This is a genomic window from Planosporangium mesophilum, from assembly GCF_016863255.1.
GTDB classification, from domain to species: Bacteria; Actinomycetota; Actinomycetes; order Mycobacteriales; family Micromonosporaceae; genus Planosporangium; species Planosporangium mesophilum.
In genome coordinates this window covers 173,092-195,004 of record NZ_BOON01000017.1, presented here as the reverse complement: position 1 = coordinate 195,004, position 21,913 = coordinate 173,092, and the positions used below count along the sequence as shown (strand labels likewise).

Below are 21,913 nucleotides of genomic sequence, written 5' to 3'. Positions count from 1 at the left end.
TCACACGTGGATCTGGCGTACCTGCGCGAGCACCCGCACCACCTGCCGACGTTCCTGACGCACCAGCGCATCCGGGAGACGCCGGTCGCGGGCGGCTCCATCTGCGCGTCGAGCCGGCTCACGTTCGACACCGGCGAGTCGGTGTTCGCCAAGTCGCTCGAGGGCGCGCCGTCCGACTTCTTCGCCGCCGAGGCCAACGGGCTGCGCTGGCTGCGCGAGGCCGGCGCGGTACCCGTACCCGAGGTCATCGCCGAGCTGCCCGGGATGCTCGCGCTGGAGTGGGTCGAGCAGACCGAGCCGGAGCAGGAGGCGGCCGAGCGACTGGGGCGCGAGCTGGCCGCGCTGCACCGCGCCGGTGCGCCGGCGTTCGGCGCCGACTGGCCCGGCTACATCGGGTCGCTGCCGCTGGCCAACGAGCCGTCACCCGGCCCCTGGCCTGGCTGGTTCGCCGCGAACCGCCTGGCGCCGTACCTGCGCATGTCGGTCGACAACGGGTCGCTGTCCAATGCCGACGCCGCGCGGATCGACCAGATCATCGAGAACATCGACGGGTGCGCGGGTGAGGCCGGCGACGAGCCGCCGGCGCGGATCCACGGCGACCTGTGGCCGGGCAACCTGCTGTGGTCGGGCTCGCGGGTGTGGCTGGTGGACCCGGCGGCGCACGGCGGCCACCGGGAGACCGACCTCGCCCTGCTGTCGCTGTTCGGCAGCGCGCCGTACTCCGACCGGATCCTGCACGCGTACGACGAGGCGTGGCCGCTGGCGGCCGGCTGGCGCGAACGGGTACCGCTGCACCAGCTGTACCTGCTGCTCGTACACACGGCCCTGTTCGGCGGGGCGTACCGCTCCTCGGTGCTGGCCGCCGCCCGCGCGGTCGGTTTCTGACCGGGAGCCGTCGTCTCCACGCCCATCGAGACCGCAACATATCGGAAGTTGTGCGGATCATGACGAGTCCAATGTCGGTGGCGAAGGGTACCGTTCGGTGCATGACCCCCGACGTTGCGCTGATCGATCGCTATCAGCGGGTGGCCACCGACCTACGGGTGTCGCTGACCGACCGGTGCAACCTCCGCTGCACGTACTGCATGCCGCCGGAAGGGCTGCCCTGGTTACCCGGCCCCGATCTGCTGAGCGACGACGAGGTGGGTCGGCTCGTGCGCATCGCGGTGGAGCGGCTCGGCGTCCGCGAGATCCGGTTCACGGGCGGCGAGCCGCTGCTGCGCCCCGGCCTGGTCGACATCGTCGCGGCCGCGGCGGCGCTGCGACCGCGCCCCCGCCTCTCGCTGACCACCAACGCGATCGGCCTGGACCGGAAGGCCCGGCCGCTGGCCGAGGCCGGGCTGGACCGGGTCAACATCTCCCTGGACACGCTCGACCCCGAGCGGTTCGTCCGGCTGGCACACCGTCGCCGTCTGGACGACACCCTGGCCGGGGTCGCCGCGGCCGAGGCCGCCGGGCTGAAACCCGTCAAGATCAATACTGTACTGATGCGCGGCGTCAACGAGGACGAGGCGGTGCCGCTGCTGGCCTGGGCCCTGGAGCGCGGCTACGAACTGCGGTTCATCGAGCAGATGCCGCTCGACGCCGGGCACACCTGGCGGCGCGACAACATGGTCACCGCCACGGAGATCCTCGACCAGCTGAAGGGCGCGTACGAGCTGCTGCCCGACCCGGCCGAGCGCGGCGGCGCACCGGCCGAGACGTGGCTGGTGGCTGGCCACGTCCGGCCGGACGGCGCGCCCGCCAAGGTCGGCGTCATCGCCAGCGTGAGCCAGCCCTTCTGCCGCGCCTGCAACCGCACCCGGCTGACCGCCGACGGCGCCGTCCGCGCGTGCCTGTTCGCGCAGGAGGAGACCAGCCTGCGCGGCGCGATGCGCGCCGGGGTGTCCGACGACGAGCTGGTACGGCTGTGGCGCGAGGCGATGTGGGGCAAACCGGCCGGCCACGGCATCGACGACCCGGCCTTCCTGCAGCCGGCCCGGCCGATGTCGGCGATCGGGGGCTGAGCCACGCGATGGTGACGGTGCGGTACTTCGCCGGCGCCCGGGCCGCGGCCGGGACCGGGGAGGAGCAGGTCGACGCGGCGACGCTGGACGAACTGATCCTCACGCTGTCGGCCAGGCACGGCTCCGGCCTGGAGAAGGTGCTCGAGGTCGCCTCGTTCCTGGTGGACGAGGTCGTCTGCCACGACCGGGGCGCCGCCCTGCCGGCGGGGGCGGGCGTGGACGTCCTGCCGCCGTTCGCCGGCGGCTAGTCTCTCCCACCATGATCTCTGCGTTCCTGCTGGTGGTTGTCCTGGTGGTCGGATTGCTCCACCTGTACCTCTGGACCCGGCTGGTACGCGACACCACCCGGCCCGGCCGCTGGCGGCGGATCGGGACGGTTCTGATCATCGCGCTGGCCGTGCTGGCACCGGCCACCGTGGCGGCGACGCGGGCCCTGCCGCTGGACTCGCAGCGGCTGCTGGCCTGGCCGGGCTACCTGTGGCTGTCGGTGATGTTCCTGGCCTTCACCGTCCTGCTGGTCCTGGAGATCCCGCGGCTCGCGCTGCGTCCGTGGGTACGCCGGCGCAAGGCGGTGGTGGCCGCCGAGCCCGAGCCGGCCGTGGTGGACTCCCCGCCGGGCGTGGCCGACCCGTCGCGCCGGCTGCTGCTGGCCCGGTCGGCGGCGATCGTCGCCGGGCTGACCGCCGTCGGTGCCACGGCGGTCGGTACCCGTACCGCGATGGGTCCGCCCACGGTGGTCCGCCGGCAGATCACGCTGCGCAAGCTGCCCCGGCGGATGGACGGCTTCCGGATCGCGGTGGTGTCCGACATCCACCTCGGGCCGCTGCTGGGGCGCGGCCACACGCAGCGCATCGTGGACACCATCAACCGGCTCGACGCCGACCTCGTCACGGTCGTGGGCGACCTGGTCGACGGCAGCGTGGCCGAGCTCGGCAGCGCCGCGCGTCCGCTGTCGGGACTGCGTAGCCGCCGGGGCTCGTTCTTCGTCACCGGCAACCACGAGTACTTCTCCGGGTACCAGGAGTGGATCCCGGAGATCGAGTCGTACGGCCTGTCGGTGCTGCGCAACGAGCGGGTCGAGATCGACGGCCTCGACCTGGCCGGCGTCAACGACGTCACCGGAGCCCAGTACGGCGACGGGCCCGACTTCGGCCTGGCGCTGGCGGACCGGGACCCGGCCAAGCCGGTCGTCCTCATGGCCCACCAGCCGATCCAGGTCCTCGACGCGCAGCACCACGGCGTGGACCTGCAACTCTCCGGCCACACGCACGGCGGCCAGATCTTCCCCTTCAGCTACCTGGTACGCCTCCAGCAGCCGGTGATCGCCGGGTACGCCCGTTTCGGCGACACCCAGCTCTACGTGACCCGCGGCGCCGGCTTCTGGGGACCGCCGGTACGGGTGGGCGCCCCGCCCGACATCACCCTGATCGAGCTGCGCTCGGCGTAGCCGACCTCAGCGATCTTCGAGTTCGGCGGCGCGTCAACGAAGAGGGCGTGCCGACGTACGGGTACGACACGCGCTGTGACTAGGATGGCTCGTGCCTTCGTACGTGGCGGATCTGCACATCCACTCCAAGTACTCGCGCGCCTGCAGCCGGGATCTCAATCTCGACACTCTCAGCTGGTGGGCGCGGCGCAAGGGCATCACCCTCCTGGGTACCGGCGACTTCACCCATCCGGCCTGGTACGACCACCTCCGCGAGTCGCTGGTCCCCGCCGAGCCCGGCCTGTACCGGCTGCACCCCGACCGCGAGGCCGACGTGCTGCGCAAGCTGCCACCACGCCTGGCGGGCCAGGACGTACCCGTGCGGTTTCAGCTCTCGGTCGAGATCTCCACGATCTACAAGCGCGGCGACCGTACCCGCAAGGTCCACCACCTGATCTACCTGCCCGACCTCGACGCGGTCGCCCGGTTCAACACCGCACTGGGGCGCATCGGCAACCTCGGCGCCGACGGCCGGCCGATCCTCGGCCTCGACTCCCGGGACCTGCTGGAGATCACCCTCGAGGCCAGCCCGGACGGGTACCTGGTGCCGGCCCACATCTGGACGCCCTGGTTCTCGGCGCTCGGCTCGAAGTCGGGCTTCGACGCGATCGCCGACTGCTACGCCGACCTGGCCGACCACATCTTCGCGGTGGAGACCGGGCTGTCGTCCGACCCGGAGATGAACTGGCGGGTTTCCAGCCTCGACCGGTACCGCCTGGTCTCCAACTCCGACGCCCACTCGGCCCCGGCGCTGGCCCGCGAGGCGACCCTACTCACCGCCGAGCTTGACTACTACGCGGTTCGAGAGGCGCTCCGGACCGGCGACGGCCTGGCGGGGACGATCGAGTTCTTCCCCGAGGAGGGCAAGTACCACGCCGACGGCCACCGGGCCTGCGGCGTCAACTGGGAGCCGGCACGCAGCCGCGAGACCGGCGGCCGCTGCCCGGAGTGCGGCAAGCCGCTCACCATCGGTGTCCTGCACCGGGTCGAGGAGCTGGCCGACCGGCCCGACGACTTCCGCCCGGACGGGGCGCCGGCGGTCGAGCACCTGATCCAGCTCGCCGAGATCCTGGGTGAGGTCAATGGGGTCGGCCCGAAGTCCAAGACCGTCGACGGCAAGCTCAACACGCTCGTGGCCGCCCTCGGACCGGAGCTTTCGATCCTGCGGCACGCCCCGCTCGACGAGGTGACGCGCGCCGGCGGGGAGCTGCTCGGCGAGGCGATCGGCCGGCTGCGGGCCGGCCGGGTCCACCGGACCGCCGGCTACGACGGCGAGTACGGCGTGATCCGGCTCTTCGAGCCCGCCGAGCTGCGCGGCGACTCCGGGGACACGCTCTTCGACGTACCCGTGCCGAAGCAGCGACCGAAGCCGAAGCCGAAGCCGGCGGCAGTGATCGACGCCCCCGTCAAAGCGAAGAAGAACACCCCGAAGCAGCGCAAGACCGAGACCCCGGCACCGCCGCTGGCCCCGTCGGTCTCGCCGCACGAGCCGTTCGAACCGATGTTCGCCGGCATGGAGGAGGTCGGCACCGGCCTGCTGGACCGGCTGGACGCGATGCAGCGCGTCGCCGCGTCGGCGCCGGGCGGCCCGATGCTGATCGTCGCCGGGCCGGGTACGGGTAAGACCCGGACGCTCACCCACCGCATCGCGTACCTGTGCGCCGAGCTGAACGTGTACCCCGAGCAGTGCCTGGCGATCACGTTCACCCGGCGCGCCGCCGAGGAGCTGCGGCAGCGCCTGGACGGGCTGCTCGGACCGGTGGCCGAGGACGTCACGGTCGCCACGTTCCACTCGCTCGGCCTGTCGATCCTGCGCGAGAACGCGGGCGCGGCCGGGCTGTCGCCGCACTTCCGGGTGGCCGAGGAGGCCGAGCGGCTGGAGGTCGTCGCGGAGGCGGCCGGGCTCGGGTCCAACCCGTCCGAGCGGGAGGCCCGCCGGGCGCTCGCCTCGCTCGCCGACGACGCGCCGCTCCGCGAGCAGGACACCACGGTGCTCCGCGAGAAGTACGTCAAGGCGCTCCGCGCCAGAGACCTGGTCGACCTGGACGAGCTGGTGTCGCTGCCGGTGGCGCTGCTGTCAGCGAACCGAGCGCTCGTCGACGAATACCGGGCCCGGTGGAAGTGGGTCTTCGTCGACGAGTACCAGGACGTGGACCCGACCCAGTACGCGCTGCTGCGCCTGCTGTGCCCGCCGGACGGCAACCTGTACGCGATCGGCGACCCGGACCAGGCGATCTACTCGTTCCGCGGCGCCGAGGTGTCGTTCTTCCTGCGGTTCTCGACCGACTTCACCGAGGCCCGGATGGTGCGGCTGACCCGCAACTACCGCTCCTCGGCGCCGATCCTGGCCGCCGCGGTCCAAGCCATCGCCCCGACCACGCTGGTACCGGGGCGCCGGCTCGACCCGGCCCGGGTCGACCCCGAGGCGCCGCAGGTCGTGCTGTACTCGGCGGCGTCGGTTGCGGACGAGGCCGACTTCGTCGTGCGTACCGTCGACGAACTCGTCGGCGGGGTGTCGCACCGCTCGCTGGATTCGGGGCGGGTCGACTCCCGGTCGGCGCCCGGCGGCCCGCTGTCGTTCAACGACATCGCGGTGCTGTACCGCACCGACTCCCAGGCAGCCGCGATCGTGGACGCGCTGTCGCGGGCCGGTATCCCGGTGCAGAAGCGCTCGCACGACCGGCTGCTCGACCGCCCCGGCGTCGAAGCCCTGGCCCGGGAGCTGCGCTTCGCCACCGGGCTGGACGGCTCGCTCGCCGCGCGGGTACGGCTGGTCGGGCAGGTCCTGGCGGCCCGCTGCGCCCAGCCGGCGCTGGACGAGATCAACAGCGGCGTGCGGGCCGAGGACGTCCACATCGCGGTCGAGCTGCTCACCCCGCTCGCCCTGCGCTGCGGCGACGACCTGGAGCGGTTCCTGCGCGAGCTCGCCACCGGCGCGGAGGTCGACGCCCTCGACCCGCGGGCGGACCGGGTCACCCTGCTCACCCTGCACGCCGCGAAGGGCCTGGAGTTCCCGGTGGTGTTCCTGGTCGGCTGCGAGGACGGGCTGCTGCCGCTGCGGCACCCCGGGGCGGCGCCGTCCGACGACGACGTCGCCGAGGAGCGGCGGCTGTTCTTCGTCGGACTCACGCGGGCGCAGGACCGGCTGTACCTCAGCCACGCCCGTAAGCGGTTCCGGCACGGCTCCGAGCGTGAGCTGGCGGCCTCGCCGTTCCTGTCCTCGATCGATCCGGGTCTGCTGGAGCGGCGGGGCGGGGACGAGCCGCGCCGCCCCCGCGACCGGCAGCTCCGGCTGATCTAGCTGTCTCTGACCACGATCGCGAACAGCGCACCGAGCAGCATGAACGGGCCGTGCGCGAGGTGGTCGCCGCGGGAGATCCGCCGCGAGGCCAGCAGAATCATCGCGTACACGGACGCGAGCGCCAGCCCGGTCAGCGCGCCCAGGAACGTCACGGTCGGACCGAGCCAGCCGAGCACGGTACCGAGGCTGAGGGCGAGCTTGGCGTCCCCGGCCCCCATCCCCACCGGGTTGGCCACGACCAGCGCGGCGTAGAAGGCGGCCAGCGCGGCGCCGGACAGGACGGCCCGGCCGAGGGCGCCGGCCCGGCCGCCGGCGAGCGCGTCGGCGGCCAGCAGGACCAGCGCCCCGGTGAACGCAAGCCCGGTGAGCCGGTCGGGGAGCCGGTGCAGGGCCGCGTCCACGAACCCGGCGACGATGCCGACGCAACCGACCCAGCCGAACGCCGCGAGCGCCGGTACCGCCGGTATCCGCCAGGCGAGCAGGGCGAACACCCCGGCCGCGATCGCGCTCACCAGACCGGTCGCGGGCGGCCGCGCGTACGCCGACACCCACGTCCGCAGCAGCGGCCCGGCAGCGGCGCCGGTCGCGGCAGCGAGCAGCACCCGGAGCATCGGGGCACCGTAGCGCACCCTCCGCGCGGTCTGTGGGCTCTTGTGGAAAAGGTCCGTACAGCCTGTGGAAAACGGCCGTCAGGACGGCTTTGAGCTGCAGTTATGCGTGATCGGCTCGGTGGACGGTTCGGTGGATGACACTGTGGACAACCGCTTCCGGCGGCGCGCCGTGGAAACCACCGCCACGCCGACCACGACGAGCAGCGCCACCCAGACCGGTGACCCGGGGTCGCCCGGTCGGGTTGCGGAGGGTGCGGCGCCCCCCGACGGCGCTTCTCCCGACGTAACCTGCCGGTCATACGTAACGTTCCGGTCATGGGCGCGCCGCGGTTTTTCCTGAGATGAGCCGATCAGGCGATCACGCTACGGTGGCCGGTAACAGCCGTGCCCATGTGGTCGGAGCGGGTGCCGACGCCGCCACGACCGGGAGGAGCCCCCATGTCGATGTCCGGACCGCCGGGCGGACGCCACCCCGCAGGCCAACCATGGGATCCGCGGTACGGCCAGGAGCCGGGGGATCCGTACCAGGAGCAGAACGGCGAGTCGTACGGGCAGCAGGCCCCGTCGTACGGCCAGCCCTGGGGGCCGGGCGAGGCCTGGGGCACGACGTCGGGGCCGACCGCGCCGGGCGGCGGCTCGTACGAGCAGGACTCCCCGTACGTGACCCCGACCGCGTACCCGCCGTCGGCGTCGCGGTACGGGCAGGCCGACTACCCGCAGCAGCCCGAGTATCTGCGGCACACGGCGTTCCACGGGCAGCCGAGGCACGAGCAGTCGCCGGGCTACGGCCAACCGCCCTCGTACGACCCGTACCAGCAGCAGCCCCGGAGGGAGCCGCAGGCGTGGGAGCCACCCGCCTGGGAGCCGCACTCCCGTTCCCCGGAGACGACCTGGGACCCGGCCGGCACGCAGACCTACCCGTCGGCTGGAGCGCCGACGTACCCGGCTGGAGCGCCGACGTACCCGGCCGGCCCGCAGGCCTATCCGACGACGCCGAATGAGCCCTACCCGGCGGCCACGCAGACCCAGGCACCGCCGACGACGCACGCACCGGCCGCGCTGCCGGCAAGTCTGCCGGTGAAACCGGTGGCGAAGCCGGCGGGGAAGCCGGGCCGCCGCCGGTCGCGGTCTCTGGTCACCGTGGTCGCGGTGCTGGCCGTACTCCTGCTCGGCGCCGGTGGCGTCGGCCTCTACCTGATGCGGCAGAAGGGCACCGACGGGCGCGCCGCCTCCGGCGCGACGGACGCGGGGCCGGCACCCACCGCCGACTCGCCGACGCCGGTACCACCACCGGACGCGGTGGTCGGCGACGGCGAGGCCGTGAGCGGCGACGCCGGCGACGTGAAGCTCGGTGAATGCCTGGTCAACGACGGCAGCAACGAGGTACCTCGGATGCGCGTGGTCACCTGCGCCAAGGACACGTTCGAGGTGGTCAAGCGCTTCTCCGGGACGATCGACAAGGCCAGGTGCGACGGCGTACCGGGATACACGCACAACTACTTCTTCGACAGCCCCGCCGACTCCAAGGACTTCGTGCTCTGCCTCAAGCAACGGAAGTAGCACCTTCTAGAGCTATCTAGTCAATTTCCTAGAAAGCACGAGAAGGGGCTCGAGTTACTTCTACCAATGTCTAGCGGACGCACTAGACGTGCCGATACCGTGCGATCGTGGATCCGGTTCGCAACCCGTACGCGCCCGGAGCCGGCCAGCGCCCACCGGAGCTCGCCGGACGCGACCGCGAGTTGGAGATGTTCGAGGTGGTCCTCGAACGGATCGCCCGGGGCCGTCCGGAGCGCTCGCTCGTCCTCACCGGCCTGCGCGGTGTCGGCAAGACCGTCCTGCTCAACACGCTGCGGTCGCAGGCGATCGGGCGACTCTGGGGCACCGGCAAGATCGAGGCGCGCCCCGACCAGTCGCTGCGCCGGCCGGTCACGGCCGCGCTGCACATGGCGATCCGCGAGCTGGCGCCACGCCACCGCGCGCCGGACCGCATCGACGAGTTCCTCGGCGTCCTGAGAGCGTTCGGCGCGAGGTCGGTCCCGGACAACGCCAAGCTGCGCGACCGGTGGAACCCCGGCATCGATGTGCCGGCCGCCCGGGGCCGCGCGGACTCCGGTGACATCGAGATCGACCTGGTCGAACTGCTCACCGACGCGGCGGGCATCGCCACCGACGTCGGTACCGGGATCGCGCTGTTCATCGACGAGATGCAGGACGTACCGGCCGGCGACGTCTCGGCGCTGTGCGCCGCGTGCCACGAACTGTCGCAGACCGGGGCGCCGCTGGTCGTGGTCGGCGCCGGCCTCCCGCACCTGCCTGCGGTGCTGTCGGCCTCCAAGTCGTACTCCGAGCGGCTGTTCAGGTACCAGCGGATCGACCGGCTCGACCGGCTCGCCGCCGACCGGGCGCTGAGCGCGCCGGCCGCGCGCGAGGGGGTCGAGTACGAGCCGAAGGCGCTCGATGCCCTCTACGAGACCTCCGGCGGGTATCCGTACTTCGTGCAGGCCTACGGCAAGGCGACCTGGGACCACGCACCCCGTAACCCGATCACCCCCGGCGACGTGCGGGTCGCCGCCCCGGACGCGGAGGCCGAACTGGCGGTCGGCTTCTTCGGCTCCCGGTACGAGCGGGCCACGCCGGCCGAGCGCGAGTACATGCGCACCATGGCGGCCCTGGCCGAGGCCGACGACATGGACACGGCGGTGGCGACCGCCGAGATCGCCAAGGCGCTGGGGCGCAAGCCGGCGAGCCTTTCACCGGCTCGCGACGCGCTCATCAAGAAGGGCCTCATCTACTCCGGCGAGCGGGGCGCCGTCGCGTTCACGGTGCCGCATTTCGGCCGGTACCTCCGCTCCCAGCCCGCGGTGGATGCCTGAGGTCCACGGTAGACGCGGCGGCAAGGATTCAGGCCGGTCGAGGGTAAAGCCGGTCGATGACGGGTAAGGGAGCCGCATGAAACCAGTTCGTACCGTGGCTCGCGCTCTCCTCGCGGCAGTTTTCGTCCGCGGAGGGCTGGACGCCTACAAGAATCCCGACCGGTACCTCGACGGCGCGCAGGCGGTGACCGACCGGTGGGGGCCGACCCTCAACTCGGTCGGCCTGCCCACCGACCCGCGCTCGCTGGCGCGCGCCACCGGCGTGGTGCAGATGGTGGGCGGTGTCCTGCTCGGCACCAACACGGCGGTCGGCCCCGCCGCCCTGGCGCTCGCCGGTACGCTCGTTCCGTCCACACTGGCCGGCCGCGACGTCTGGTCCCCCGAGCCCGGGGACACCACCGGACGCCCCATCCTCGACCGCCCCGAGCTTCTCAAGAACCTGGGCCTGCTCGGCGGCCTGCTGCTCGCCGCCGTCGACACCGAAGGAAAGCCGGGCGTGGCCTGGCGCACGGGTCACCTCGCGGAGCACGCCCAGGACACGGTCAAGCGCGCCGCCCACACCACCGCCAAAGAGACGAAACGGGCGGCACACCTCACGGCGAAGGAGGCCAAGCGGGCCGCTGACGACGCGCGCCGCGCCGCGCGTACGGCGACCAGGGAGGCCAAGTTCGCGGTGAAGTCCACACCGGTCGCAGGTGTGCTGACCCGCTGACGGCCGCCTCCGACCAAGGGCACGATCACATCGATCAGCGCGAGACCATAACAACAAGGTCTCGCGCTGACTATTCGCTCCTCCAGCGGTGATAACCCCGCAAACAGCGATGAGTTAACACGCGCGTACAGATCACCGGCTCGTGTGCGATGGGACACGGTCGGATAACGCTGGAGGTGGTGCGTGACCGGCCGTTCTACGCTGCTTGTCGGAACAAGGCGAGATGGGCGAGATAACCGACAGCAGTACGGGGGTGGCAGCCGAATGCCGGCGACGGTCGAGCGACCGCCGTCCCTGCTCACCACAGTTCACCGCGTTGCACGGCAGGTCTGGACGACCACGTTCGTACGGCTCGGCGTCGTCGCCGCCACCGCGCTCGTCGCGGTGTGGGCCGTCCGGACGTACGGTCGCCAGTACGACTTCTTCGACCTGCGGATCTATCACGGCGCGGTGGTGTGGTGGGCCGAGGGCGGCGACCTGTACCAGTTCGTTGCACCCCAGACAACGCTCGGCTTCACGTACCCCCCGTTCGCCGCGCTGGCCATGCTGCCGATGGCGATGCTGGGTACGCAGGCCGCGGGCTGGGTCAACGTGCTGCTCAACCTCGCCGCACTGGCGTTGATCCTGTTCACCGTCGTCGGTCCGATCGCCGACCGGTACGGCGTCCCGCGCTGGTTCGCCGTCGGGGTCGCCGTGTCGCTGGCGGGCGCGACCGAACCGGTCCGCGAGACCCTCGGCTTCGGCCAGATCAACCTCATCCTGGCCGGCCTCATCGTCGCGGACCTGGTGGCCCTGCGCTGGCGCGGCCGGGCGACCCTCACCCGCGGACCGGCGACGGGCCTCGACCCCGCACCGGCCGGCGGTCCGCGCCCGGAACAGACCCTGCTGGGCTGGCTGCGGCACGCCTGGGTGACCGGCGCGTTCGCCGGCGCCGGCGTCGGGCTGGCCACCTCGGTCAAGCTGACCCCGGGCCTGTTCATCGTGTACTTCATGGTCACCCGCCAGTGGCGGGTCGCCTTCACCGCGATCGGCGCCGCGATCGGCGCGACCGCCGTCGGGTACCTGTTCGCCGGTGGCGAGTCGGTCACCTACTTCAGCAGCGTCGTCTGGGACACCAACCGGGTCGGCGTCGTCGACGCCACCCCCAACCAGTCCCTGGCCGGCCTGCTCGCCCGGGCCTACGACTCGCCCACCACGCCCACCCTGATGTGGCTGGCGTTCGCCGTCCTGCTGCTCGCCGTCGGGCTGTCGCGGGCCAAGGCCGCCCACGTCGAGGGCGACGAGATGGCCGCGTTCACGATCATCGGCCTGACCGCGAACGCGATCTGCCCGATCTCGTGGACCCACCACTTCGTGTTCCTGGTACCGGCGCTGGTGATCCTGGTCGACGTGGCGCTGCGGCGCCGGCGGGCGGTGCGCGGCTTCAACATCGGGCGCTTCCCGGTACTGGCGGGGCTGCGCCACGCCACCGCGGCGGTCGGTGTCTACCTGCTGATCGTCATCTCACCGATGTGGCGGTACGAGCACCGGCTGTCCCAGATGTCGCACTACGCCGACGGCCGGTACGGCGCGCTGATGGAGAACTCCCTGGCGCTGGCCGCGATCATGCTGGTCGTGCTGCTGCCCTGGCGGCAGGGGGCCGAGCCGGTCTTCGACCCCCGCCCGGCGACCGCCCGCCGGGGCCTGGTCCGCTCGTCCGCCTGACGCCGTAGCCCGACTCCGTGCCCCGCGAGCGACGACGCTCGCGGGGCACGTGCCGTTCGACCCTCTTCGATCAGGGGCAGTTGACCCACTCTTCGGTGCCGTCGGCGAAACCCTGACGCTTCCAGATCGGTAGCCGCGCCTTCACCTCGTCGACCAGCCGGGCGCAGGCGGCGAACGCCTCGGCGCGGTGCGCCGTCGACACCGCCGCGGCCAGGGCCACGTCGCCGATCTCCAACCGGCCGATCCGGTGCGACACCGCGACCGCGTACACCGCCGGGTCGGCGGCGATCTCGGCGGCCACCTCGGCGAGGATGCGGCCGGCGCTCGGGTGCCCCTCGTACTCGAGCTCCAGGACTCCGCGCCCGTCGTCGTGGTCGCGCACGATCCCGGCGAACGACACCACCGCCCCGGCCGCGGCGCGCGCGACGAGGCGCTCGTGCGCGGCGACGTCGAGCGGTTCGGTGGTCACCGCCACCGCCGTGGTCGCTCCCTCCGCGATGGTCACGGCCGTTCTCCGTCCATCATGGGCAACGGTACGAGCGGAAGCGTAGCGCCCTTGTCACCGTTCGTACCGGGTGCGACCACCGCGAAGCCGGCCGACCGGGAGAGCCCACGGAGCATCGACGAGGCGACGTGGCCGACCGGGTACGCGAGGCCGTCTTCCAGCCGTACCAGAGCCAGGTGGGTGTACGAGCCCCGGCCGGGAATCGGTGCGCCGAGCGTGACCGTTCGCGTCGCTGCCGACGCCCGGCCCTGCAGCCCGGCCAGCAGCGGGGCGACCAGCGACATCAGCGCGACGACCGCGGACTGCGGGTTGCCGGGGAGCCCGGCGAGGAACTTGCCGCCCGGCAGCGCCGCCAGCAGCATCGGAAAGCCCGGGCGTACCGCGACGGTGTTGACCACATAGGACGCACCCAGCTCGGCGAGGGCCGGGTGCAGGTGGTCGACCGGCCCGTGCATCGTCCCGCCGGTGGTGCACACCAGGTCCGCGCCGCTCTCGAACGCCGTGCGGATCGCCTCCACGTGCGCGTCGAGCGTGTCCTTGACCGGCCCGACCATCGTGTCCACAGTGGCGCCCAGCCGGCGCAGCCAGCCCGGGAGCTGCGGGCCGAGGGAGTCGCGCACCCGACCGGCACCGGGCGGCCCGGAGGTCAGCAGCTCGTCGCCGAAGACGATCAGGGCGGCCCGCGGCGCCGGCCGTGCCGGTACGGCGTCGTAACCGCAGGACGCGGCGAGGCCGATCACCCCCGGGGTGACCGGGGTGCCGGCGGGCAGCAGCTCCTCGCCCCGGGATGCCTCGTCTCCGGGTACGCGCCATTCCGGGTTCGGTCGCGGCTCGCCGGTGACCAGCTCACCGTCCAGGGTGGACTCCTCGACGCGCAGCACGTGTTCGGTGCCGCCCGGCACCATCGCGCCGGTGGCGATCTCGACACACGTACCGTCGTCGGCCAGCGGCGCCGCCTGGTCGCCGGCGAGCACCCGCCCCACCACCCGCCAGGGCGCCGGCCCGCGTACCGCCCACCCGTCAACACTCGACGTGGGAAAGGCGGGCAGATCGGTGAGGGTCACCAGGGGCGCGGCCAGCGTGAGGCCGTCGGCCTCGGCCAGTGGCGTCTCGACGGCCGCGCGCGCGGCGTCGGCTCCGGCCCGGTAGGCGGCCGCTCGTGCTTCGTCCCAGGGCACCGGCGTCACGGGTACGAGCCTAACGGTCTAGTGGTCGCCGCCGCGAAGCTGATCTACCGCGTGGGCCAGGACGGGTCCGAGCACGGCCAGGCCGTCCTTGGCGCCGCCCTTGGAGCCGGGCAGGTTGACGATCAGGGTGCGACCCGCGACGCCCGCCACCCCTCGGGACAGCACCGCGGTCGGTACCTTGTCCCGGCTGTACGCCCGGATGGCCTCGGCGATGCCGGGGATCTCGTAGTCGAGGACCCGTTTGGTCATGTCCGGCGTCGCGTCGGTGGGGCTGATGCCGGTACCCCCGCTGGTGACCACCACGTCCATGCCATCGGCGACGGCCGTGCGCAGGGCGCCCTCGACCGGCGGCCCGTCCGGGACGACAACCGGCTCACCCACCTCGCAGCCGAGGTCACGCAGGCCGGAGACGAGCAGCGGCCCGCTGGTGTCCTCGTACACCCCGGCGGACGCCCGGTTGGACGCCACCACCACCCGCGCCTTCACGACGGACGCTCCCACAGCCCGGTCTTGCCGCCCTCCTTGCGCAGGACCCGTACCCGGTCCAGCCCGGCGGCGGGGTCGACGGCCTTGACCATGTCGATCAGGGCGAGCCCGGCCGCGGCCACCGCGGTCAGGGCCTCCATCTCGACGCCGGTTCGGTCGGCGGTCTTGACCGCGACCTCGATGTCGATGCTCGTCTCGCGCGGGGTCAGCTCCACCTGGACGCCGTGCAGGGCGATCGGGTGGCACAGCGGGATGAGGTCCGGCGTCCGCTTGGCGCCCATGATCCCGGCGACCCGCGCGACGCCGAGCGCGTCGCCCTTGGGCAGCGCGTCCCGCCGCAGCAGCGCGATCACCTCGGCGGTGGTGGTCACGGTGCCGGCGGCGACCGCCCGGCGCACCGTCACGTCCTTGCCCGACACGTCGACCATGCGCGCCGCGCCGCTGTCGTCCACGTGTGTCAACCGCTCAGCCACGTCCACGAGCGTACGGGTCGAGCGGCGGCGGGGCCGCGCGGCGTTCACCCGGTTCAGTGAATTGACGCATCTCGATTTCATTCCCGGGTACCAGTCATTCGGTGACGAGGCGTTTACCGACAGCAGTTCGGGCGTTTGGCGGCGGTCGACCGTACTACTCCGTGCGATTTCTGAACCTCGACCGCCAGCCACTGGCGAGTCACCATCGCAGAGAGCTGTCCATGAAGTCGACACGGTCCGTAATCACACAATCGGACTTCTGTTACGAAATATTACCAAGTTCGCACATGCCGAATGCTCTGACAAATTAATTGGGCACCGGCAACGATCTCCTCATATCTTGTGCTCAGAGCGCTCGGATGCACCACCACATCGTCGGGGTTCGCTGGACGACAGGCTGGCGACGATCATGAGGAGATTACAGTGCGTGAAGTCGAGTGGCGCTAAAGGCCTGACTGGACCGAGTCGGACGATCGGTCGGGCCCGCGAAGCCCGAACCGGACCGTCGAAGCGGTTGACATCCGCCCCCGCCCCCCATGCACCATGCAGGGGGCGAACGGACGGGCGATGTGACGACGACAGACGACGACGCGACCAACGGGCGGCTGCGGCTGCTGGTTGGTCTCGTTGTCGTGTGCGGGGCCGGCAACATCCTCGCCGCGCTCCGCGACGTCATCTTCGACCATCAACCGGCCGGGCTGTTCCCCGTGGTCCTGTGCGGCCTGATCGCCCTGGCGAAGATCAGCGGCGTCAGCATCCGCATCCGTTCCACGAACATCTGGCTGTCGGCCGAGTCCGCGACGGTGCTGATGGCGTCGACAATCGTGTCGTTCGGCTGGGTGGTGCTCGGCATGGCGCTCGGGGTCCTGGTCGCCAACCTGAGGGCCCGGTCGGCGTTCATGAAACTCCGGTTCAACGTCGCCAAGGAGAGCCTGGCGGCGAGCGCGGCGTGTGCCGTGATGGTCGCCCTCGGCGCACCGCCGGTCGGCCCCGAGCAGCTGGCCGGCAGCCTCTCCCGGCACCTTCTCGTCATACCCGTCGCCGCCCTGGCGTACGCGATCGTCGACGAGGGCCTCATCTTCCCCGTCATCGCGCTGGCGACGAGGACGTCGCTCCGTGAGCGGTTCCTCGAACACCTCGACATCCGGCTGGTCTCCCGGTCTATCGGCCTGGCCATGGCGCTCGGCGCCACTATGATCTTGACGGTTGATCGTTGGCTGGTCATCGGGCTCTCCCCGTTGCTGTACGCGCTGCACCTGTCATCCGCAGGCCGCGTCCGCAACCGCGAGGAGCGGGCCGCGTGGCAACGTCTGGCCCGCACGACGGACGAGCTCAACGCGGTCGACCTCGACGGCGTCCTGCGCTCCGCGGTCAGGCGGGCCGCCGAGCTGTTCTCGGCCGACGAGGTCGAGGTCGAGGTCCACGAGGGGTCGTCGCCGGCCCGGCTGGTACGGGGCACCGACGAACGCGTCCACTACGACGACGCGCCGGACTCGGCGCCGCCGGCACAGGGCACAGCCATCATCACGCCGCTCGAGAGCCACGACGGCGACACCGCGATCGGCGAGCTTCGCCTGCGGTTCCGCGGTCAGGTCGCGCTCAGCGAGCGGGAGGAGTACATCTTCCGTACCTTCGCGGCCGCGCTCTGCACCGCGATCCGCAACGCGTCCGCGCACGCGGAGACCCGGCGCCTCGCCGAGAGCCACGCCCGCGCCGCCGCGCAGGACCCGCTGACCTCGCTCGCCAACCGTCGCCGGCTGGAGCAGTACGCCGACGAGATCCTGGGCGGCCCGCCCCACGGCGTCACCGCCCTGGTGCTGCTCGACCTCAACCGGTTCAAGGAGGTCAACGACACCCTCGGGCACACCGCCGGCGACAGGGTCCTGATCGAGATCGCCCGCCGGCTGGAGGCGCTGTCCACCGCCGGTGACCTGGTCGCCCGGTTCGGTGGCGACGAGTTCGCGATCCTGCTCACCGGGCTGCCGGCGCCGCCGGTCGCGATCCCCCGCGCGCAGGCCGTACTCGCGTCGATCGCCGCTCCGATGGACCTCGACGGCATGCGGATCAGCGTCGAGGCCAGCGCCGGGATCGCGGTCGCCGACGGCAGCACGGACATCGCCGAACTGCTCCGCCGCGCGGACATCGCGATGTACCAGGCCAAGAAGAGCGGCCAGCAGGTCACCCGGTACGCCGCGACCCGCGACACCGCGGACGTCGACTCCCTCGTCCTCGGCGGCGACCTGGCCCGGGCGCTGGCCGAGGAGGAGTTCACCGTCAAGTTCCAGCCGATCGTCGACCTCGGCAGCGCCGAGGTGATCGCGGCGGAGGCCCTCGCCCGCTGGCACCACCCCGACCACGGCGACCTGCCGCCCGCCCGGTTCCTCGACGCGATCGAGCGCTCCACCCAACTGGGCGCGTTCGCCAAGTCGATCCTCAACCAGGCCCTCGCCGCCGCCGTCACCTGGCGCGCCGCCGGCTACACGATTCCGGTGGCGGTCAACGTGTCACCGCGCAGCCTGCTCGACCCGCGGTTCCCCGGCACGGTCAAGGCCAGTCTCGCCCGGTACGGCCTGCCGCCGGAGGCACTGGTCATCGAGGTGACCGAGTCGCTCATACTCAGCCAGCTCGAGGTAGTCGACGAGGTGCTCCGCGCGCTGCGCGAGGACGGCATCGTGATCGCGCTCGACGACTTCGGTACCGGGTACTCGTCGCTGTCGACCCTGGCGCGGGTACCCGTACAGGAGCTGAAGATCGACCGTGGCTTCGTCTCCGGGATGGACTCCCCGGCCGAGGCGGCCGTCGTCCGGTCCACGGTGGAGCTGGGCCGCAGCCTCCAGGTGATGGTCGTGGCCGAGGGAGTCGAGAGCGAGGACCAGCGGCGGCGGCTGTGGGAGCTGGGCTGCCCCGCCGGCCAGGGGTACCTGTTCGCCCGCGCGATGTCGCTGGACGCGCTCCTCGCCGCGCTGGGCCGGGGCTTCGACGGCCGGCCGGGCCGGCTGGCCGAACCGTTGCACGAGGCGGGGTCGGTGGTACGCATCCCGAAACGCCCCCGCGGCGGCCAGCGCCTCGACCGCAGCAGCTGATCTGCCAGACTGGCGGCCGTGATGGTACGCCCGCGTGGAGGTCCGGCGGCGCGGGTTCTCGCCGTCGACCTCGCCCTGTACGGCCTGTCCGCACTGTTCGCGCTCGTCACCGCGGCCGGTTCCACGCTCGGCCCGCACCGCGCCTGGGGCGCCATCGCCGTCTTCGGGTACGCGGCGGCCACGCTCTGCGTGCTCGTCCAACTCGTCGTCGGACGCGCGGCTGTGATCGGGCGGGCGGTCGTCACCGGGCTGTGCTGGGTGGCGACCGCGCTCGTACCACTCGTTGTCGAGGCGGCCCACGGCCAGGCGCAGGAGGAGGTGACCGTCGTCGAGCGCGCCGGCGGGCGCCTGCTGGACGCCGGTACCCCCTACCTCGGCCGGGCGGCGATCGCCGCGATGCCACCCGACGAGCGACTGCTCGGGTACGTCCCGTACCAGCCGGGCATGGCGGTGTTCGGGCTGCCCCGGGCGCTCGCCGGGAACGCCTGGTGGACCGATGCCCGGGTGTGGTTCGCACTGGCCACCGCCGTCGCGCTCGGCGCGGCCCTGGCGGTGCTGGCGCCGCGAGTGCCCGGCGCGACCCTGGTACGGGCTGCCCAGGCGGCGACCGTACTGCCGCTGTGCGCCCTCGCCCTCGCGGTCGGCGGGGACGACCTGCCGGTCCTCGCGCTCTGCCTGCTGGCGTTCGCCCTCGCCGCGACCGGCCGGCCGGCAGCCGCCGGACTCGCGATGGGCCTGGCCGGGACCCTCAAGCTGTTCGCCTGGCCGGTCGCGCTGGTACTGCTGGCGTTCGCCGCGACCCGCGGCCGGCGCGCGCTCGGCGGCTATGCCGTACCGGCCCTCGGGTTGCCGGTCCTGGCCGTGGTGCCGGCCGTGGCGGTGGACCCCGGTGCGGCCGTGGAGAACCTCGTCCACTTCCCACTCGGCCGAGGACTGGTCGGCAGCCCGGCGGCGTCGCCGTTCCCCGGCCACCTGATCGCGGCGGCCCTGCCGGCCGGGCGGGGCATCGCCGCGGCGCTGCTGGTCGTGGCGGGCCTCGTGATCGGCTGGTGGCTGCTGCGCCGGCCACCGCGTGACGCCGGGAGCGCCGCGACGTTCAGCGCGTACGGGCTCACCGCCGCGATCGCGCTGATGCCCGCCACCCGGTTCGGGTACCTGCTGTACCCGGCCGCGTACCTGGTCTGGCGGTCGGCGCTGCACCCGGTTGCCGACGCGGGTGCGCCGGCCCACGTGGGTTCGCGGCGCATCGCCGTCGGGCGTACACAGGGGGAGTGAGTTTCCGCGACCGCGCGGCGGGCGGCGCCGTCCTCGCCGGTGCGCTGGCCAAGTACGCCGGGCGCCCGGATCTCGTCGTCGTCGGCCTGGTACGCGGCGGCGTGCCGGTCGCCGCGGTGATCGCCCGGCGCCTGGAGGTGACCCTCGAGGCGCTGGTCGTACGGAAGCTCGGGGTTCCGTCGGCTCCCGAGATCGCGTTCGGCGCGCTGAGCGCCGAGGACGTGTGCATCCTCAACGAGGACCTGGCCGCGCAGTTGCCCGCGGACGAGATCACCGGCGTGCTGCGGCGGGAGCTCGCGGAGTTGGACCGGCGCGAACAGTGGTACCGGCTCGGCCGGCCCCCGCTCGCGCTGGACGGGCGGATCGCGGTACTGGTCGACGACGGGCTGGCCACCGGCGCCAGTGCCCGGGCGGCGGTCGCGGTGGCCCGCCGGCTCGGCGCCCGCTGGGTGGTCGTCGCCGTACCGGTCGGCTCCCCGCTCGCCGTCGAGCAGTTGCTCCGGGTCGCCGACGAGGTCATCTGCCCGGTACAGCCAACCGACTTCGATGCGGTGAGCCGCTGGTACGAAGAGTTCGAGCAGGTCAGTGACGCCGAGGTGGTATCGCTACTGTCCCGGGTCTAGATCGCCATGTCCACGAACCGCGACAGGTGCAGCTGCGCGGCCACGGTCACGGTGTCGGTGGGGCCGTTACGGTGCTTGGCGACGATGAAGTCGGCCTCGCCGGCCCGCGGCGACTCCTTGTCGTAGTAGTCGTCTCGGTGCAGCAGGATGACGACGTCCGCGTCCTGCTCGATCGAGCCCGACTCACGCAGGTCGGACAGCTGGGGGCGCTTGTCGGTGCGCTGCTCGGGACCACGGTTGAGCTGGCTCACCGCGATCACCGGGGCCTCGACCTCCTTGGCCAGCAGCTTGAGGCCACGCGACAGCTCTGCGACCTCCTGCTGACGGCTCTCGGTGCGCTTCGGCGAGCTCATCAGCTGGAGGTAGTCCACGACGATCAGCTTGAGGTCGTGCTTCTGCTTGAGCCGCCGAGCCTTCGCCCGGATCTCCATCAGGTTCATGTTGGGCGTGTCGTCGACGAACAACGGCGCGTCGCTGATCTCGCCCATGCAGCGGGCCAGCTTGGTCCAGTCGTCGTCGGAGAGCTGGCCGGAGCGGAGCACGTGCAGCGGCACCTTGGCCTCCGCCGAGAGCACCCGCATGACGATCTCGACCTTGCTCATTTCCAGGGAGAAGATTGCGCTGGCCGAGTTCGCCCGGATGGCCGCGTTGCGGGCGAAGTCCATCGATGCAGTTGACTTCCCGAGTCCGGGTCGGCCGGCAACAATGATCAACTGGCCCGGGTGCAGGCCGTTGAGCAGCCGGTCCAGGTCGGTGAAGCCGGTCGGCACGCCGGTCATCACCCCGCCCGACGCGCCGACCGCCTCGATCTCGTCGAGCGTGGGCTGCAGCATCTCGGCCAGCGCCGCGAAGTCCTCGCTGGTGCGGCGCTCGGTGATCTCGTACACGGCCTGCTGCGCCATGTCGACCAGGTCGTCGGTGTCGCGGCCGTTGCCGGCGGCGCTGCCGAAACCGAGCTGAACGATGCGGGTGCCGGCCTCGATGAGTCGGCGCAGTACGGCACGCTCGCTGACGATCTTCGCGTAGTAGGCGGCGTTGGCCGCCGTTGGCACGCTCGCGAGCAGCGTGTGCAGATAGGGCGCGCCACCGACCCGGGCCAGGTCGCCGGAGTCGTGCAGCGCGGCCGCCACGGTGATCGCGTCCGCGGGCTCGCCCCGCCCGTAGATGTCGATGATCGCGTCGAAGATCGTGGTGTGCGCGGGCTTGTAGAAGTCGGCTGACCGGAGGATCTCGACCACGTCGGCGATCGCGTCCTTGGACAGCAGCATGCCGCCGAGGACGGACTGCTCGGCCGCCACGTCCTGGGGCGGGGTGCGGTCGAAGTGCCCGTCGCCGCCGGACCCGCCGGCGCGTTGCGCGGTCCCGCGCGGCTCGCCGCCGCCGTGACCGTCCGGTGGCCACGACTCGGCCGCCCGCACGTCATCCGTGATCGACATGCTCCCGCCTCCGTGACCTGTTGCTCGCCCGGTTCCCCGGAGGTGTCAGGAAACCGCATGGGTACGACAGTTTCGACAGAGCACCGAGCGACCACCGTAGAAACTCCGAGGCCAGAGCACAATTCGGGTCGTGGACAGGCCTCGGGACA

18 protein-coding genes are annotated in these 21,913 nt (G+C 72.2%); 12 read left to right on the top strand and 6 right to left on the bottom strand.

The annotated features are described in order from the left end of the window. The first annotated feature begins 6 nt into the window (after positions 1 to 6). The 5 genes from Pme01_RS09605 (at position 7) to Pme01_RS09585 (ending at position 6,793) form a co-directional block, all read left to right on the top strand. Positions 7 to 885, top strand: a complete 879-nt coding sequence (locus tag Pme01_RS09605; RefSeq protein WP_168113708.1) for a fructosamine kinase family protein — start codon at positions 7 to 9, stop codon at positions 883 to 885. A 101-nt stretch (positions 886 to 986) separates the two neighbouring features. Then, the gene (moaA, locus tag Pme01_RS09600) at positions 987 to 2,006 is read left to right on the top strand and encodes a GTP 3',8-cyclase MoaA (protein ID WP_239088108.1); all 1,020 of its coding nucleotides are present in this window, start codon (positions 987 to 989) and stop codon (positions 2,004 to 2,006) included. A gap of 8 nt (positions 2,007 to 2,014) precedes the next feature. After that, positions 2,015 to 2,254, top strand: coding sequence for a MoaD/ThiS family protein (locus Pme01_RS09595; RefSeq protein ID WP_168113706.1), 240 nt, complete (start codon positions 2,015 to 2,017; stop codon positions 2,252 to 2,254). A gap of 11 nt (positions 2,255 to 2,265) precedes the next feature. Beyond that, positions 2,266 to 3,453 (top strand): metallophosphoesterase, encoded by a 1,188-nt coding sequence (locus Pme01_RS09590; protein WP_168113705.1) that lies wholly within the window; start codon positions 2,266 to 2,268, stop codon positions 3,451 to 3,453. Positions 3,454 to 3,544: 91 nt separating this feature from the next. Further along, complete coding sequence (locus tag Pme01_RS09585; protein WP_168113704.1) at positions 3,545 to 6,793, top strand: UvrD-helicase domain-containing protein; 3,249 nt, start codon at positions 3,545 to 3,547, stop codon at positions 6,791 to 6,793. On the opposite strand, the gene Pme01_RS09580 is transcribed toward Pme01_RS09585, so the two are convergent. Then, entirely contained in the window at positions 6,790 to 7,404 is a 615-nt protein-coding gene (locus Pme01_RS09580; RefSeq protein ID WP_168113703.1) for a prepilin peptidase, read from the bottom strand. The two genes, Pme01_RS09585 and Pme01_RS09580, sit on opposite strands and share 4 nt — an antisense overlap. Before the next feature lie 438 nt (positions 7,405 to 7,842). On the opposite strand from Pme01_RS09580, the gene Pme01_RS09575 reads away from it, so the two are divergent. From Pme01_RS09575 to Pme01_RS09560, 4 genes are all read left to right on the top strand, one after another. Further along, positions 7,843 to 8,964, top strand: a complete 1,122-nt coding sequence (locus Pme01_RS09575; RefSeq protein ID WP_168113702.1) for an LppU/SCO3897 family protein — start codon at positions 7,843 to 7,845, stop codon at positions 8,962 to 8,964. Positions 8,965 to 9,071: 107 nt separating this feature from the next. Beyond that, positions 9,072 to 10,280 (top strand): DUF8462 domain-containing protein, encoded by a 1,209-nt coding sequence (locus Pme01_RS09570; protein WP_168113701.1) that lies wholly within the window; start codon positions 9,072 to 9,074, stop codon positions 10,278 to 10,280. 76 nt (positions 10,281 to 10,356) lie between these two features. After that, positions 10,357 to 10,992 (top strand): DoxX family protein, encoded by a 636-nt coding sequence (locus Pme01_RS09565; protein WP_168113700.1) that lies wholly within the window; start codon positions 10,357 to 10,359, stop codon positions 10,990 to 10,992. Between the two features lie 264 nt (positions 10,993 to 11,256). Continuing rightward, positions 11,257 to 12,696, top strand: a complete 1,440-nt coding sequence (locus Pme01_RS09560) for a glycosyltransferase 87 family protein (RefSeq protein WP_168113699.1) — start codon at positions 11,257 to 11,259, stop codon at positions 12,694 to 12,696. Between the two features lie 70 nt (positions 12,697 to 12,766). On the opposite strand, the gene Pme01_RS09555 is transcribed toward Pme01_RS09560, so the two are convergent. The 4 genes from Pme01_RS09555 to moaC are packed head-to-tail and all read right to left on the bottom strand — an operon-like array spanning position 12,767 to position 15,347. Then, the gene (locus Pme01_RS09555) at positions 12,767 to 13,195 is read right to left on the bottom strand and encodes a molybdenum cofactor biosynthesis protein MoaE (protein WP_168114067.1); all 429 of its coding nucleotides are present in this window, start codon (positions 13,193 to 13,195) and stop codon (positions 12,767 to 12,769) included. A 2-nt stretch (positions 13,196 to 13,197) separates the two neighbouring features. Beyond that, the gene (locus tag Pme01_RS09550; protein WP_168113698.1) at positions 13,198 to 14,388 is read right to left on the bottom strand and encodes a molybdopterin molybdotransferase MoeA; all 1,191 of its coding nucleotides are present in this window, start codon (positions 14,386 to 14,388) and stop codon (positions 13,198 to 13,200) included. Positions 14,389 to 14,406: 18 nt separating this feature from the next. Then, positions 14,407 to 14,889 (bottom strand): MogA/MoaB family molybdenum cofactor biosynthesis protein, encoded by a 483-nt coding sequence (locus tag Pme01_RS09545; RefSeq protein WP_168113697.1) that lies wholly within the window; start codon positions 14,887 to 14,889, stop codon positions 14,407 to 14,409. Further along, complete coding sequence (gene moaC, locus Pme01_RS09540; RefSeq protein ID WP_373315475.1) at positions 14,871 to 15,347, bottom strand: cyclic pyranopterin monophosphate synthase MoaC; 477 nt, start codon at positions 15,345 to 15,347, stop codon at positions 14,871 to 14,873. Before moaC ends, Pme01_RS09545 begins: the two co-directional genes overlap by 19 nt. Positions 15,348 to 15,883: 536 nt before the next feature. Here moaC and Pme01_RS09535 point away from each other — a divergent pair. Genes Pme01_RS09535 through Pme01_RS09525 form a run of 3 tightly spaced genes read left to right on the top strand, consistent with a single transcriptional unit; the run spans position 15,884 to position 20,328 of the window. After that, the gene (locus tag Pme01_RS09535) at positions 15,884 to 18,430 is read left to right on the top strand and encodes a putative bifunctional diguanylate cyclase/phosphodiesterase (RefSeq protein ID WP_168113695.1); all 2,547 of its coding nucleotides are present in this window, start codon (positions 15,884 to 15,886) and stop codon (positions 18,428 to 18,430) included. A 21-nt stretch (positions 18,431 to 18,451) separates the two neighbouring features. After that, on the top strand, positions 18,452 to 19,705 hold the full coding sequence (locus Pme01_RS09530) for a glycosyltransferase 87 family protein (protein WP_168114066.1): 1,254 nt from the start codon (positions 18,452 to 18,454) through the stop codon (positions 19,703 to 19,705). Then, positions 19,702 to 20,328 (top strand): phosphoribosyltransferase, encoded by a 627-nt coding sequence (locus tag Pme01_RS09525; protein ID WP_168113694.1) that lies wholly within the window; start codon positions 19,702 to 19,704, stop codon positions 20,326 to 20,328. Before Pme01_RS09530 ends, Pme01_RS09525 begins: the two co-directional genes overlap by 4 nt. Here the strand turns inward: Pme01_RS09525 and dnaB are convergent. After that, positions 20,325 to 21,746: a replicative DNA helicase gene (gene dnaB, locus Pme01_RS09520; protein WP_373315477.1), complete on the bottom strand. Its 1,422-nt coding sequence runs from the start codon at positions 21,744 to 21,746 to the stop codon at positions 20,325 to 20,327. The two genes, Pme01_RS09525 and dnaB, sit on opposite strands and share 4 nt — an antisense overlap. Positions 21,747 to 21,913 lie beyond the last annotated feature (167 nt).

Bases quoted from the DNA above. Each gene is read 5' to 3' on its own strand.
- Pme01_RS09580 (WP_168113703.1), bottom strand. From the start codon at position 7,404: ATGCTCCGGGTGCTGCTCGCTGCCGCGACCGGCGCCGCTGCCGGGCCG.
- Pme01_RS09590 (WP_168113705.1), top strand. From the start codon at position 2,266: ATGATCTCTGCGTTCCTGCTGGTGGTTGTCCTGGTGGTCGGATTGCTC.
- Pme01_RS09560 (WP_168113699.1), top strand. From the start codon at position 11,257: ATGCCGGCGACGGTCGAGCGACCGCCGTCCCTGCTCACCACAGTTCAC.
- Pme01_RS09535 (WP_168113695.1), top strand. From the start codon at position 15,884: ATGCACCATGCAGGGGGCGAACGGACGGGCGATGTGACGACGACAGAC.
- Pme01_RS09530 (WP_168114066.1), top strand. From the start codon at position 18,452: ATGGTACGCCCGCGTGGAGGTCCGGCGGCGCGGGTTCTCGCCGTCGAC.
- Pme01_RS09565 (WP_168113700.1), top strand. From the start codon at position 10,357: ATGAAACCAGTTCGTACCGTGGCTCGCGCTCTCCTCGCGGCAGTTTTC.
- moaA (WP_239088108.1), top strand. From the start codon at position 987: ATGACCCCCGACGTTGCGCTGATCGATCGCTATCAGCGGGTGGCCACC.
- Pme01_RS09575 (WP_168113702.1), top strand. From the start codon at position 7,843: ATGTCGATGTCCGGACCGCCGGGCGGACGCCACCCCGCAGGCCAACCA.
- Pme01_RS09595 (WP_168113706.1), top strand. From the start codon at position 2,015: ATGGTGACGGTGCGGTACTTCGCCGGCGCCCGGGCCGCGGCCGGGACC.